9 protein-coding genes and 1 tRNA gene are annotated in these 14,279 nt (G+C 35.3%); 6 read left to right on the top strand and 4 right to left on the bottom strand.

The genetic code is table 11. The annotated features are described in order from the left end of the window. The first annotated feature begins 159 nt into the window (after window positions 1-159). The 3 genes from dnaE to PHP31_06305 all read left to right on the top strand — a co-directional run bounded on the left by dnaE (window position 160) and on the right by PHP31_06305 (window position 5,333). The gene (gene dnaE, locus PHP31_06315) at window positions 160-3,867 is read left to right on the top strand and encodes a DNA polymerase III subunit alpha (GenBank protein ID MDD3738889.1); all 3,708 of its coding nucleotides are present in this window, start codon (window positions 160-162) and stop codon (window positions 3,865-3,867) included. A gap of 104 nt (window positions 3,868-3,971) precedes the next feature. Next, window positions 3,972-4,289: a thioredoxin gene (gene trxA / locus PHP31_06310; GenBank protein ID MDD3738888.1), complete on the top strand. Its 318-nt coding sequence runs from the start codon at window positions 3,972-3,974 to the stop codon at window positions 4,287-4,289. Between the two features lie 111 nt (window positions 4,290-4,400). Beyond that, window positions 4,401-5,333, top strand: a complete 933-nt coding sequence (locus tag PHP31_06305) for a DUF58 domain-containing protein (protein MDD3738887.1) — start codon at window positions 4,401-4,403, stop codon at window positions 5,331-5,333. Window positions 5,334-5,575: 242 nt separating this feature from the next. Here PHP31_06305 and PHP31_06300 read toward each other — a convergent pair whose 3' ends face one another. Together PHP31_06300 and PHP31_06295 are read right to left on the bottom strand one after the other, a co-directional pair. Then, window positions 5,576-6,241: a hypothetical protein gene (locus PHP31_06300; GenBank protein ID MDD3738886.1), complete on the bottom strand. Its 666-nt coding sequence runs from the start codon at window positions 6,239-6,241 to the stop codon at window positions 5,576-5,578. 113 nt (window positions 6,242-6,354) lie between these two features. Further along, a complete protein-coding gene (locus PHP31_06295) occupies window positions 6,355-8,019 on the bottom strand; it encodes a T9SS type A sorting domain-containing protein (GenBank protein MDD3738885.1) in 1,665 nt (554 codons plus the stop codon). A gap of 181 nt (window positions 8,020-8,200) precedes the next feature. Here PHP31_06295 and PHP31_06290 point away from each other — a divergent pair, with 181 nt between their 5' ends. After that, entirely contained in the window at window positions 8,201-8,968 is a 768-nt protein-coding gene (locus PHP31_06290) for a T9SS type A sorting domain-containing protein (GenBank protein ID MDD3738884.1), read from the top strand. A gap of 48 nt (window positions 8,969-9,016) precedes the next feature. Then, a tRNA-Phe gene (locus PHP31_06285) sits at window positions 9,017-9,089 on the top strand. Window positions 9,090-9,148: 59 nt separating this feature from the next. On the opposite strand, the gene PHP31_06280 is transcribed toward PHP31_06285, so the two are convergent. Continuing rightward, a complete protein-coding gene (locus PHP31_06280) occupies window positions 9,149-10,324 on the bottom strand; it encodes a PepSY-like domain-containing protein (protein ID MDD3738883.1) in 1,176 nt (391 codons plus the stop codon). Window positions 10,325-10,391: 67 nt separating this feature from the next. After that, window positions 10,392-12,146, bottom strand: a complete 1,755-nt coding sequence (locus tag PHP31_06275) for a family 20 glycosylhydrolase (GenBank protein MDD3738882.1) — start codon at window positions 12,144-12,146, stop codon at window positions 10,392-10,394. A 769-nt stretch (window positions 12,147-12,915) separates the two neighbouring features. On the opposite strand from PHP31_06275, the gene PHP31_06270 reads away from it, so the two are divergent. Further along, window positions 12,916-14,274, top strand: a complete 1,359-nt coding sequence (locus tag PHP31_06270) for a metallophosphoesterase (protein MDD3738881.1) — start codon at window positions 12,916-12,918, stop codon at window positions 14,272-14,274. Window positions 14,275-14,279 lie beyond the last annotated feature (5 nt).

Below are 14,279 nucleotides of genomic sequence, written 5' to 3'. Positions count from 1 at the left end.
ATTGATAATTGACTCACCAATCACCCGTCACTCACCACCAATCACAAGTACACTTAATTGTTGATAAAATTAAAACGGCAATTAACCAAAAAAAACTCGGATTTTGCTAATTTAGCAGGTCATTTTTTTGTATTAATAATTACTTAAGTTTTTTGGATAATGCCGCAATTTAGTCATTTACACGTTCATACACTCTATTCATTACTCGATGGAGCTTCAAACATAGATAGTCTGTATCAGAAAGCTATTGCCGATAATATGCCTGCCATAGCCATAACCGACCATGGAAATATGTTCGGAGCGTTTACGTTTGTGGCTAAAGCAGAAGAGTACAACAGAAAATTCAAATCAAATATAAAACCAATAGTCGGTTGCGAATTTTATTTAACCGAAGACAGACATATACAACAATTTACCGGTGGTAAAAGAGATAAACGTTATCACCAATTGCTTTTAGCAAAAAATGCACAAGGTTATCAAAATCTGATAAAACTTTCGTCGTTGGGATATATTGAAGGTTTGTACGGAAAATATCCGCGAATAGACAAGGAGCTGATTCTAAAATATCACGAAGGGCTTATTGCAACTACGTGCTGTTTGGCAGGCGAAGTTCCAAAAACAATTATAGAAAAAGGACCTGAAAAAGCTGAAGAAGTTTTTAAATGGTGGCTTAGCGTTTTTGGCGAAGATTATTACGTTGAACTTCAACGACACAAAATACCACAACAAGATGTTGTAAATGAAGTTCTTATCAGATTTGCCGAAAAATACAATGTTAAAATTATTGCCAGCAACGACAGCCATTATGTTGAAAAAGATTACGCCGAAACTCACGATATTTTGCTTTGTCTTAACACCAATAGCAACGTATCTACACCCAAGAAGAGAGATTACGACGATGATGACGATGAAATAAAAACCGAAGGCAGGTTCGCTTTTTATAACGACGAGTTTTACTTTAAAACTACAAGCGAAATGGAGACGGTTTTTGCCGATTTGCCACAAGCTATCGACAATACCAACGAAATAGTTGATAAAGTTGAGGTTTTGAATCTAAAAAAAGATATTCTGCTTCCCAACTTTTACGTACCCGAACAGTTTAACATACACAACGACAGCATTAAAGTTAAATTAGAAGGGTCTAAGGACGAAAAGATTATTACCGCAACTTTGCGTAATCAGTGGGAATATCTTAAAAATCTGACTTACCAAGGAGCCAAAGTACTTTATGGCGAAATAACCGACGAGATAAAGCAACGCATTGATTACGAACTCAAAATCATACACGATATGGGATTTGCCGGTTATTTTTTAATTGTGCGCGACTTTATAAAAGCAGCCAACGAAATGGACGTCATGGTAGGTTGCGGTAGAGGTTCGGCTCCCGGAAGTGTTGTGGCTTACTGTTTAGGCATAACTCTCATTGACCCGCTGAAATATAATTTGCTATTTGAGCGTTTCTTAAATCCCGAAAGGATTAGTATGCCCGATATTGACGTCGATTTCGACGACAAAGGAAGAGATAAGGTTATTGATTATGTGGTAAAAAAATACGGACAAAACCATGTGGCTCAAATAATTACTTTTGGGTCTATGGCTTCAAAAAACAGCATTAAAGATGTTGCTCGCGTGCTTGAGCTTGATTTACCAACAAGCAACTACTTGGCAAAATTAGTCCCCGACAGAATTAAGGAGCCACTATTCGACTTAGTTAATAAACCGCTTACTCTTAAAGATGGAGATAACTCCATAGAGAAAAAACATGGACTAAAAAGCAGCGAAAAAGACAGTATTTTGAAATTGCGAGAAATAGCCGAGTACAAAGGAAGTGATAAAAATATGCTTTTAAAGAAAAAGGTCATCAACGAAGCTGTTAAAGTTGAAGGCAACATTAAAAGCACGGGTATTCACGCTGCAGGTGTACTAATCGCTCCTTCCGATCTTACCGAGTTGCTACCAATATGCAAATCGAAAAAATCGGATATGTGGATAACGCAATTTGAAGGAGAGCTTAACGAAAAGGCAGGCGTTATTAAAATGGATTTCTTAGCCATAAAAAACCTGACTGTTATTAAAGAAACGCTACGGATGGTAAAAGAAAACTACAATATTGATATCGATATAAATAAAATACCATTCGACGACCCCAAAGTTTATGAACTATACCAAAAGGGCGAAACTACAGGTACGTTTCAGTTTGAAAGCGACACAATGAAAAGTGCGTTACGTAAAATTCGTCCTACACAGTTGGAAGACCTGATTGCTATAAACGCTCTCAATCGCCCCGGTCCTATGGAATACATCGACGAGTACGCTTTAAGAAAACATGGCATAAAACCCGTTACTTACGACTTGCCCATTGAAGAAAAAGTTTTGAAAGAAACTTACGGAATTACGGTTTATCAAGAGCAGGTTATGCAACTATCGCAGATTATAGCCAATTTTACTCGAGGTAAAGCCGATTCGCTTAGGAAAGCTATGGGTAAGAAAGATATGGCTCTACTGGCAGGTTTTAAAACCGAGTTTATGCAAAATGCCACTAACAACGGACACGACCCCGAAATTTTGGAAAAAATATGGAACGATTGGGTAAACTTTGCAAAATACGCATTCAACAAGTCGCACAGCACTTCGTACACCTATTTGGCTTATCAAACGGCATACCTTAAAACGTATTATCCGCGCGAGTTTATGGCAGCATTGCTTACTTCGTACAAAGATAATAGCGACAAACACCAACGAAACTTAGACGAATGTAAACGTATGGGCATTAATGTTTTAGGTCCCGATATAAACGAGTCGGGTGTTGATTTTACCGCTACGAAAAAGGGTAATATCAGATATGGACTATCAGCTATTAGCGGGTTTGGCGAAAACATATCATGCGCCATTGTCGAAGAAAGAATGCAAAACGGAAACTACATCGACATTTACGACCTTGCCAAAAGGGTTGACTACAAGGTTCTGACCAAAGGCTATGTCGAATTGTTAGCTAAAGCCGGAGCCTTTGATTCTTTCGGAGATATAAAGCGTTGGCAAATATGCCACCCCGACCCAATTAGCGGAAGAACATTTGCCGAAACCATCGTTAAATTTGGCGAAAGCTATCAAAAAGAATTAAATTCTCAACAATTATCTTTATTTGGCGATGATAATGAAGAAGATAAATTAACTTATCCGCAGGCACCCGAATGCGAGCCATGGTCGGATAAAAAGACATTAAGCATTGAAAAAGACGTTATAGGAATATACATTTCCGGACATCCGCTAGACAAATTTAGCACAGCTATAAACTCCTTTTGCAATGCAACCGTAAGCAAGCTGAATGACGTTGTAGGACAAGGCGTTATTCTTAATAACATAAAATTAGCCGGCATTATTAAGGAAGCTTATCACACCGAAAATAAAAGAAACGAAGGCTATGCCAAAATAGTTATAGAAGATTATAACGATAGTGTTGAACTTTATATAGGAAGAGCTGAATACGTAAAACATAAGAACTTATTAGAAGAAGGTGCTATTTTGTTTTTTAACTGTCAGACGTACAAAAAATATAAAAGCGAAACAGGTGAAGTGGGAATTACTGTTGATGATGTTAAGATGTTTCCCGACATGATTGAGTCGGCAAAAAGCTTGACAGTTTATATCAATATATTAGATTTTGACCAAGAAACTTACAGAAAGTTTGCCAATATAATTAAGAAAAACAAAGGCAGCACCTTGTTTTATGCACAAGTTTACGATCCCGAAAGTAAATCTACCGACGGAATGTTTACCAAATTCAAATCGGGGTACAAAGTAAATGCCTTAAATGTGTTGGAGCTTTTGTCTGAAATACCTTCTATCAGAGTTAGTTTACACAGTTAATTGATAAAATTTTTAAAAAACCGTTTTAGCTTAACATTATTCTTACAAATTATTTATTTTTGAAGTCTGTAGATAATTAATATTAAAACATAAATTTTATAACCATGGCATTAGAATTTACCGATTCCAATTTTGAAGAATTAGCTATTAACACCGATAAACCGGTTATTGTTGACTTTTGGGCAGTATGGTGCGGACCTTGCCGTATGATAGCTCCTATTATCGAAGAGATGGCAAAAGAATACGAAGGCAAAGCCGTAATAGGAAAGTTAGATGTTGATAACAACCCCGGAATTGCTACACGTTTTTCGGTACGTAATATCCCAACCGTTCTTTTTATTAAAAACGGTGAAGTAGTTGACAAACAAGTTGGAGCAGTACCCAAAAGTGCTTTAGTGAAAAAATTAGAAGCATTATTATAATTGCCGGCACATTAAATTATTGCATTTTACACAACTTCGATATCAGTTGTGTCAATTTTATATTGGCTACTGATTTTATGGTCGTATAGTGCTGATTATTTTGTATTCGGAATGAAAGAATTACAACAAAAAGAATTACCGCAATTTCCCAGCTTAGAACTACTTGCAAAGCATGTAGTTGAGGGTTTTATTGTAGGATTACACAAAAGTCCGTTTCATGGCTTTTCTGTTGAGTTTTCCGAACACAGACTTTACAACCAAGGCGAATCTACGCGACATATTGATTGGAAAATATACGGCAAAACCGACAAGCTTTTTGTAAAACGATTTGAAGAAGAAACTAACCTTAGGTGTCAGATAGTTATTGATACTTCAAACTCGATGTTTTTTCCCGTTTACAAAAACGTGGATATCAACAATCCGAATAAAGCGGTTTTTTCGATCTACGCTGCTGCTACTCTCATGCACATGTTGCAAAAACAAAGAGACGCTGTCGGGCTCACCTTCTTTAATACCGATATACAACTGCATACTCAGGCAAAATCGGCTCAAATTCATCATAAAAGTTTAATTACCGAGCTGTCTAAACTCCTGATAAATCCCAACTTCAAGCAAAAACAAGAATCGAATATTGTTGATGCCCTGCATTTTGTCGCCGAAAATATTCATAAGCGTTCAATGGTTATCATTTTCAGCGATATGTTCGATTTTGGAAGCACCGACGACCGTATTTTTGACGCACTACAGCACTTAAAATACAACAAGCACGAAGTTGTTTTATTTCACGTAGTTGATAAGAACAAGGAAATAGATTTCGATTTCGACAATAAGCCTTATAAGTTTATAGATATGGAAACAGGCGAGGAGGTAAAAATAAAACCCCACGAAGTTAAAGCCGAATACATAAAAGCGATTAACGATTTTGCATCTCAGCTTAAACTACGTTGCTCGCAATACGATATAGATTTTGTTGAAGCCGATATTAATAAATCCCTAGAACAGGTTTTGATGCCGTTTTTGGTTAGGCGTAACAAGTTGAAGTAGGTGGATGGTGGTTGGTGATTGGTGATTGGTGATTGGTGATGGGTGGTGCGGGGCAATTAACAATTAACAATGTGCAATTAGCAATTGTTAAATAATAATTACTAATTGTTCATTACTAATTGATAATTGATAATTGATAATTGATAATTGCCAATGGCTAACAGCCAACAGCCAATGGCTAAGTTAACAACAAAGGTGCGTAGCACCGAACCAACTGCTCGTTTTTGCAAAACAAACGAAAACTAATCCGTGAACGCAATAAAAAGTTGTAACGTTATAAGTACCATAAGCCAAGAACCGAAAAACACTACATTTCCAAAAAAAGCAGTAATCAAAATAGCAATACTTATACTTGAAATAATTGCTGTATTGAATTTTTGTACAGTTAATTTTTTCCGAGAAGTTAAAAGCGTAATGGTTGAAACTAAAGATAATATTATTATCAAAAATAACAAATTACGTTGACAGCAAACATTTTTGTTGAAAATTAAAGAAATTAAAATCCACAGATTTGTAATAATGCTCAGCGCAACAGTAATATAATCTTTGACTTTAAATTGCTTAGCAAAACTTTTGGTGTCGTCCTTTGCAATATCGCTTTCTAAGTTATCGTAGGTGTTTTTATCGATTATTTTGGCTTGCAAACAGTTTTTAAAAATTGATTTGAAATAGCTTTCGTAATTAAGAGTTAAAGCGATATAAACATCGTCGGTAGGCGTATTCAAATCTATTCTTCTCTTAAAGTAATCTAGTTTAAACTCTATCCATTGCTCATTTTCGCAATCAATTTTGATTTCTTCCAATTGAGCCAATTTGTACTTTTTCCCGCTACTCGTTTTAACTGTAACTTTTCTATACAGAGCATAGTCTGTGGGATAAAATGCTCGTTTAATGTAAATTGATTTCATGGCATAATTTTTTTGTTATACGACAAAGATAATAATTTCTGCAACAAAATACAATAAAAAAAGCTGCTTGTAATCAACAAACAGCCTTTTTCATATAAGAATTTGCAAGTAATTTATTTCACTACCGATATTTTCTCAACGATAGTTTGCTTGTTTGCAATATTTATTTTCAAGAAGTAAATACCTTGTTGAACATCGGAACAATCTACGCTACCGTTGTTATTTTCGAAGGTGCCTTTTTTAAGCACTTTGCCTTGAGTATTTATAAGCTGATAATCGGCTCTGCCAAAATTATTATCGAGGTTAATGTAAACCATATTTTTAGTTGGGTTAGGATAAATGCTAACTTTCGAGGCATAGTTTGTTTCAATATCGGTATGGTCGTAGGTAGAGAATTGTATTTCGAGTTTATCGCCAAATTTGCTGGCATTACCAATAGTACCACCGCTAGCATTAGCAACAATCAGATAACCTGTACCATTGTCGCAGCATAGTCCGTTATTTCCGGTATCGTAAACCATAAGACTGTAGCATTTGTTAGCTTCTAAAGTTACATTTTCCACATAAGTTTTATTTGGAATAGTGTAGTTTTCGCCCGTAGCAACTATATTTCCATTGTTGTCGGTTATTGTCCACGATGTTTCTTCCGGTTTAGAGTCGGTTCTTAAGGTAATTTTAATTTCGGTACCGGTGGCATTAGGAGCTTTTTCGAAACTTCCTTCTAAATTATTGTTTTTCACGTATTGGTCGGCAACGTTGTTAACCGATTGAACTGCAATTTCGAGAGTATTGTTATTCAAAATTTCAAAATTTTCAACAGGGAAAGTAACGGTAGTTTCGTCTAAAAACTCCAAAGAAGTTGCATAATCGTAAGTTCCAATAACTTCTCCGTTAATTTTATATTCAAATACGACCGAGGTAACGGTTTCGGAACCATTGTTGCGAAGTTTGAATGTTGGATTAATAGATGGATTGCAATATTTTGTGTTAATACCCGAAAGGTCGGAGACTTCGACGTCGTGTTGGAACGGTGCGGTAATGGGATCTGTTGAAGTTTTAGCAGCTTGAAGTACGGCTTTATCGGTTTTATTTTGAACAAAACCTACAACGCTAAGCTGATTGATTTGGTAAACATTTTCTAATTTCCATGCAGCTCTAACAATGAAGTAATCGCCAACACTCATATTATCGGGCAATGCTGTTCCTGAACTTGTCGGAAGCATTTTTTTCATAACATTATGAAAAACTTTTTCGCCGTTATAGCCGGGAGCAGTTGTGAATTGGATTAATTTTTCAATAACTGCACAATGAGCGACTAAGTTGCCCGACACATTTTTTGTTGCAACGCCAAGCATAGTAATAAAAATTGAATCTTGAGCCTGATTAAGTTCCTGATTAATTGTTATATCAAAGTCAGCAGGAACAGCATAGCGGTTGTTTATCATGGTTTGGTTAACGTATGCAGGGCTTCCGCTAAAAGCATTACCGTCCATAACAACATGCGGAACGCCTTGAACTCCGTAAAAACCAACTCTTGCACTAACATCGGCAGGGTTGTGGGCATTCATAGGGTCGACACCGGGCCAACTTGTGTGATATTGTATGGATATACATTTTGAAGTATTGTTGTTTAGCAAGTTTGCTAAAGTCGGATTATATGCAGCACAAGGTCCGCACGATGCATTAGTAAAGTGCTCCAAAACAACAAATCGTTGCGATTGAGAACTCGCAATCAGAACACTCATTACGAGAGTAAGCAATAAAGTAAATTTTTTCATAGTGTTATTATATTTATGATTAACAAATGTTTTTGTAATTATTTTAATAAATATTAATTAGCCTACAAATATAAATTTTTTGCTAAAACACTAAAAATTATAAAAAAAATATGCTTTACATCATTCAAATAAAATAAAATATTACTTTTGTAAAAAGGAAAGCTATAAAATTAACAAAGCCATGAAAAAAATTACACTTATATTTGCTTTAGCAATACTTTCGTTTACGCTTAGTGCAAACGCTACTTTTAATTCGTCGAAAGCTCATGCAAATGATTCATCGTTAATTATTTACGATAACGAGATGAATGTAATAAACAATCAGGATATTACTGTGGTATCTCTTGATTACAACGCAATTCATACGTACACGTTTAAGGTTAAAAACAATACCGGTAACGATTTATATAATGTACACATGAAAAAAAATGAGTTGTCGTTGGTAGAAGGTACAGCTTTTGCAATGTGCGACCGTTTTAATTGCTATCCGGGTTTTGTAAATGTTACCCAAAAAGACACTATTACTGCAGGCAGCATTTTATCAGAATTCAAATTAGATTACATGCCTATGGGCAAAACCGGTAAAAGCTCGGTAGAGATTGTTTTTTACGATAGTGCCTCGGTAGAGCAGCCGGTTAATGCGAAGGTTGTAGTTAATTTTAAAATGACGGATTTGTCTGCCGATAGAGATGTTAAAACTTCAATCAGTGGACCTTATCCAAATCCGGCAACTAACAAAATTGGTTTTACACATAAATTTTCGTCTTTCGATAACAATGTAAAAGTTATTATTCGCAATATGCTAGGGCAACAAGTGTTAGTTAGCGATATTGACACATCAGCTGAAAAAACGAATTTAAATATAGAAAATTTAAGTTCAGGCGTTTATTTATGCACCTTTGTTATTAATGGCAGAATATTTAGCAGTAAAAAATTAATTGTTAAATAGTTGTTTATTTAGAAAGTAATCGTATCTTTGCAAACCCAAAATATAGTTGGTACCGTAGCTCAGTCGGTAGAGCGTCGGACTGAAAATCCGCAGGTCACTGGTTCAACTCCAGTCGGTACCACACAAAAAAAGCCCCGCACGTGCGGGGCTTTTTTGTTTTTAAACATTAATTTTCTAATCTTAGTCTTCGTACAAGAAGTTGCCGTCTAAGTCAAAGACAAGTTCAACTCCGTTGTCAAGTTCAACTTCTTGTTTGTTGTCGTCAAGTTTCCACGAAACAATAAGGTTGTTTGGGTAATGTGTGTTTACATATGTTACAATTGCGGCTTGCAATACACTATTTGGCAATCCGTTGTCGCACTCAATTTCAATAACCTTGTTGTTTACATCAAAAGTAAGTTCAACATCACCTTCCAAAAACACGTCAATTTCATGGTCGTCATCATCTTTAAATGCGTGTTTAAAGTTGTTGTTAGGGAAGTGGGTAGTTAAATATGTTTTAATATCATTAGGAAGGTCGTTGTACGGTATAATAATATCATCGTCGCCATCGTCTAAACTTAAAAAATTGCCTTGCAGGTCAAACTCCAATTCAATACCGTTGTTAAGTTCAACTTCTTGCTTGTCGTCGTCAAGTTCCCATTCAACTATAAAATAGTTGGGGAAGTTGTTGTTTACGTACTCAACGATAGCTACAGGAAGAACTTCGTCGGGAATCTGACGGTCGGAAATAATCTCAATTATATTTTTTTGACTCCAGCAGAAAGTCAATTTTATTCTGTTGGATAGCAAAATATCAACTTCGTCATCATCTTCGTCTTTAACGACTTTTAAAATGGTGGCATCGCCGAAATATGTGTTTATGTAGTCGAGTATTTCTTGTGGCAAGTCTGAAGGCTGCAAAACGACATCATCTTCATTTTCCGAACGTATAAAATTACCTTGCAAGTCGAATTCCAATTCAATTCCGTTGTCCAACTCAACTTCATACTTATCGTCGTCGAGTTCCCAATCGGTGATATAATTGAAAGGATAATTTTGAGCAATGTAGTCAAGGATATTTTGGTCGAAAATAGAGTATGGTAACTTATAATCGTCAGATTTGATTTGAACTATATTATTAGCATTACCAAAGTACAAGTCGATTTCGTCTTCAAGTTTAACGTGGTAGTTAATTTTAACATCGTTAGTAACTTTTTCGTAGCTTACAATGTTTTTCTTAGGAAAGTGTGTTGTAACGTACGTTTTAATCTCGTTAGGAAGTTCATTTTTATTGTCTTTCGTACAAGATACGGAAATAAACAATAAAACGGTTAGAGCAAACACAAAAGGTTTAAAAAATTTTTTTGTCATCATAGTAAATAGATTTATAGTTAATACGACTATAATAACGAATTTATAGCAAAAATGTTATAAATAAATCTTAAAAATTCACAGGTTTGCTGCTTTTGTCTTCTACAAAAGTCCTTGCTGTAATTAGTTTAAGCGTATTTTCATCAATGGGGAAGTTGTTGTACTTGAGTGATTTATCACTCGGAATACAGCCGTCAGTTGTGTAGTAAATTGTTGAATTTGGTACACACGAATACAAATAAAATTTTTCATTTATTTTTTTTAGAATAGGCTCAAATATGTGATAATTGAAATTGAGTCTATCAATAATACGGTAATGCAAAGTGTTGCGAACAACAAAGTCTGTCCAATTTTTGCTTTCTTTCTCCGACCAAGCTATTTCAGCTAAGGCAAACATTCGTGGAAAAGCAAGGTATTGGTGTTGCTCGGGATTTAAAATATACTCCGACCAAATATTAGCTTGTACTCCTAAGATAAAGTGCTTTTTATCATTGTCAATTTCGTCGGGAATGGGATAATATTCGTACAGCTTATTTGTTGGAGCGCTATTGTCGTTTCTGCCGATGTTTTTCGGGCAATAATCGTTATCATATTTATAATCCCAATAAAGCGAGTGATTTCCCGGCGACATTACAACATAATTACCCGAGTTTGCAGCTCTAATTCCACCTTTTTCGCCTTGCCACGACATAACGCAGGCTTTGTTTGAGATGCCGCCGTCGAGTATTTCGTCCCAGCCAATGAGCAAACGACCTTTTTTGTTCAGATGCTCTTCAATTTGTCGGTTAAACCAGCCTTGCACCTTTTCTACATCGGTGATCTTGTGTTTTTTCATCAGTTGTTTAACGAAATCGCAATTTTTCCAATTGGTTTTTGGGACTTCGTCGCCACCAATATGAATATATTTACTTTGGAAAATATCGCAGACTTCATCTAATACATTTTTCATAAAAGCAATGGCTTCATCTGTCGGACAAATAATATCGTCAAAAATTCCCCAATACGTAGCCGTTTCAATATTTAGTTTTTTATTGCAAGCCAGCTCCGGATAGGCTGCAAGCAGCGCTGTTGCATGCCCGGGCATTTCAATTTCGGGAACAATATTTATATTTCTTGCTTTCGCATATTCAACCAAATCTTTTAGTTGCTCTTGAGTGTAGTATCCGCCGTATGGCTTGTTATCAAACAAAAAATCTTCTTCCGATTTGTAACCCAATTGCCAACCTACAAGCGTTTCTTTTCGCCACGAGCCTATTTTTGTAAGGTTCGGATATTGTTTTATTTCAATTCGCCAACCTTGGTCGTCGGTGAGGTGCAAGTGCAACGAGTTGAGCTTGTAGTAGTTCATCAAGTCAATAAATTGTTTTATGTAATCGATGGGTAACATATGCCTGACCACATCTAACATTATTCCTCTCCATTTAAACTCAGGCTTATCGCTGATGGTGCAACAATGCACTTCTTTTTGCAAATACTTTTGTTGCAAGTACAATTGCGATAAAGTTACCATACCATATAAAAAACCCGAATGGCTTTTCGCGGTTAGACTTATCTTGTTTGGTTCAATTTTCAATTCATATTCTTCAGGATTAGGGTCTAAACCGCTGTTGGCGTGTAAATATAATATTGAATTGGTTTCGTTTCCCTTTTTTATAGGCAAAAAATTGCTAATCGTATCGAAAAAACTTTTATCGATAATACTATTTGCTTCTTCCGAAATAAAAGTTGTTAAAGGATTATTTCCAAAATCGAAAACATCTTCGCTTTCGGTATAGTTTAAAGGCTTTGGGATTATATAGTTGCTAATTTTGTAACTCAAATTCATAGATTAATTTTTTACAAAGAAAAATAATATTTGTAAGTAAAACAAAGTTTATTATCCTGAAAATGTTACAGTAAAAAATTATAGCACAAACATTTTATAATTATTACTGTTCGATAAAATCTTGAAATGGGTGTAGCGTGTTGCGTGTTGCGAGGCTTTTAGCCGTTAGCCATTGCTATTAGCTAAACTCAGCCAAAAGCCAACAGCCAATATCAATTCAAATTTAGCTGTTTTGTAATAAATTAACTTCGCTCTTTTTCGTGTTTATTATCTATCGTGAAAAGAAATTACAATAGCAAGACATATTACTTTAAAAGGAGGGCATACATTTCTTCTGAATGTAGTTCGAAATAAATCCTTAGTGAGAACGGGAAGTTCCGAGCTTGCTCGGAAATCACCCGCACGAACTTAGGATTTATGAGAACGCAATTCAGAAAAGAAATGTCAGCCTTGATTTTTTGGTTCTTTTGTATCACCCGAGAACCGTATAAACGGTTCGAGAGCATTGAGTACCTTAAAAATTAATACGGAACGAAATAACACAAAAGAACATATAAAAAAATAGAAACTTTAAAAGTCAATGTTCGTAACACACGCTTTGCGAAAGCGTGCGAGCTGTGATTTCTAATTTCTAACTTTACCAGCCAAAGGCTAACAGCCAAGAGCTAAAAGCCAATATGAAGATATTTATCGGATAACAACATTTTCTAATATTCATTTATCATTAAGTTAATAATAAGTAATTACTTTTGCCGTGTTAAAATTTTATATGATTGGAAATATAAGCGAAAACCGACGTGTAATCACTAAAAAGGGAGCCGTTGCCTTAATTATTATTTTTTGCGTTACAGCTATTTTAGGTTTGTTAGTTGGCAAGAATGTAATAGGTGTCCATTCGAGTAAGTATTGGTTTTTTGTTGTTTTCTTACTTGTCGATTTTTTGCTTTTGGGCACTTTTATAAAAACCTTCAAGTTCTTTATACGCAAACAGTTTTGGCTTATAACAATTTATTTTCTTCCGCTATTTTTCATTTATTTAGTTGCTATAATTTCGAGCATTACGCCTATTGAAGATTGGAACACCTTTTTTAGGATATATGTTCCCGGTTTAATGATGATATTGGTAATATCGAAGTTGGTTTTATTGTCTTTCATGCTTTTGGGAGAGGTTATTTCAATCATTATTAGGGTTTGCGGAAAATTATTCAATAAAAAATCAGAAACGTTTTCAAAAACATATAAAATCTTCACAATTATGGGTGCAATATCGGCTATGTTAATAGTAACTTTTGTTATTATTAGTTGTTTTAAATGGACTTACGATTTTAAAATTCATGAAGTAAACTATCACGATGAAGGAATTCCCGATTCATTCAACGATTTTAAAATTGTTCATTTATCGGATATTCATTTTGGTAGTTGGTATAAAGCAGAATTATTTCAGAAAGCTGTTGACAAAATAAATTCTTTAAAACCCGATTTGGTTGTTTTTACAGGCGATTTGGTTAACGAGAAAGCAAGCGAAGCGTACCCTTTTGAAGACATGATGAAACAGATAAAAGCCGAACATGGAGTATATTCGGTGTTGGGCAACCACGACTACGATTACTATAATAATAGCAAAACAGATACTACTCCGAGTCAGAGCGAGCTTTTAGCCGATTTTTACAAAAGAGTGAATTGGAAATTGCTCAACAACTCAAATGCTATTTTGCGTAAGCAAAACGACAGTATAGCCTTGTTGGGAGTTGAAAACTGGAGCAAAGTCGATCGTTGGGGTAAGTACGGAGATGTAGAATTGGCAAACAAAGGAGCAGAAAAAGTTCCGTTTAAAATTTTGCTTTCTCACGACCCACACCATTGGCAAAATGTAATAACCGAAAATCACAAAGACATTAATCTCACGCTTTCGGGACATACTCACGCCATGCAAATGGGTTTCGAAAAAGGAAAAGTAAGATTTAGTCCGGCACAGTTTATGTTCGAGCAATGGGCGGGCTTGTACTCAACCAACAACGACAATAATAAGCAAAGTTTGTACGTTAATAGAGGATTAGGGACGGTTGCTTTTCCATTCAGATTGGGAATAGCATCAGAAATTACTTTAATAACGTTAAAATCAAATTAAGCAAA

The sequence above is a fragment of the Lentimicrobiaceae bacterium genome (genome assembly GCA_028697555.1).
Classification (GTDB): Bacteria; Bacteroidota; Bacteroidia; order Bacteroidales; family UBA4417; genus UBA4417.
Note: the sequence above shows the minus strand (reverse complement) of the source record. Positions and strands in the feature narration are given on the sequence as shown.

Coding starts and splice junctions, on each gene's coding strand:
- PHP31_06270 (MDD3738881.1), top strand. CDS start 12,916: ATGATTGGAAATATAAGCGAAAACCGACGTGTAATCACTAAAAAGGGA.
- PHP31_06300 (MDD3738886.1), bottom strand. CDS start 6,241: ATGAAATCAATTTACATTAAACGAGCATTTTATCCCACAGACTATGCT.
- trxA (MDD3738888.1), top strand. CDS start 3,972: ATGGCATTAGAATTTACCGATTCCAATTTTGAAGAATTAGCTATTAAC.
- dnaE (MDD3738889.1), top strand. CDS start 160: ATGCCGCAATTTAGTCATTTACACGTTCATACACTCTATTCATTACTC.
- PHP31_06305 (MDD3738887.1), top strand. CDS start 4,401: ATGAAAGAATTACAACAAAAAGAATTACCGCAATTTCCCAGCTTAGAA.
- PHP31_06275 (MDD3738882.1), bottom strand. CDS start 12,146: ATGAATTTGAGTTACAAAATTAGCAACTATATAATCCCAAAGCCTTTA.
- PHP31_06295 (MDD3738885.1), bottom strand. CDS start 8,019: ATGAAAAAATTTACTTTATTGCTTACTCTCGTAATGAGTGTTCTGATT.
- PHP31_06280 (MDD3738883.1), bottom strand. CDS start 10,324: ATGATGACAAAAAAATTTTTTAAACCTTTTGTGTTTGCTCTAACCGTT.
- PHP31_06290 (MDD3738884.1), top strand. CDS start 8,201: ATGAAAAAAATTACACTTATATTTGCTTTAGCAATACTTTCGTTTACG.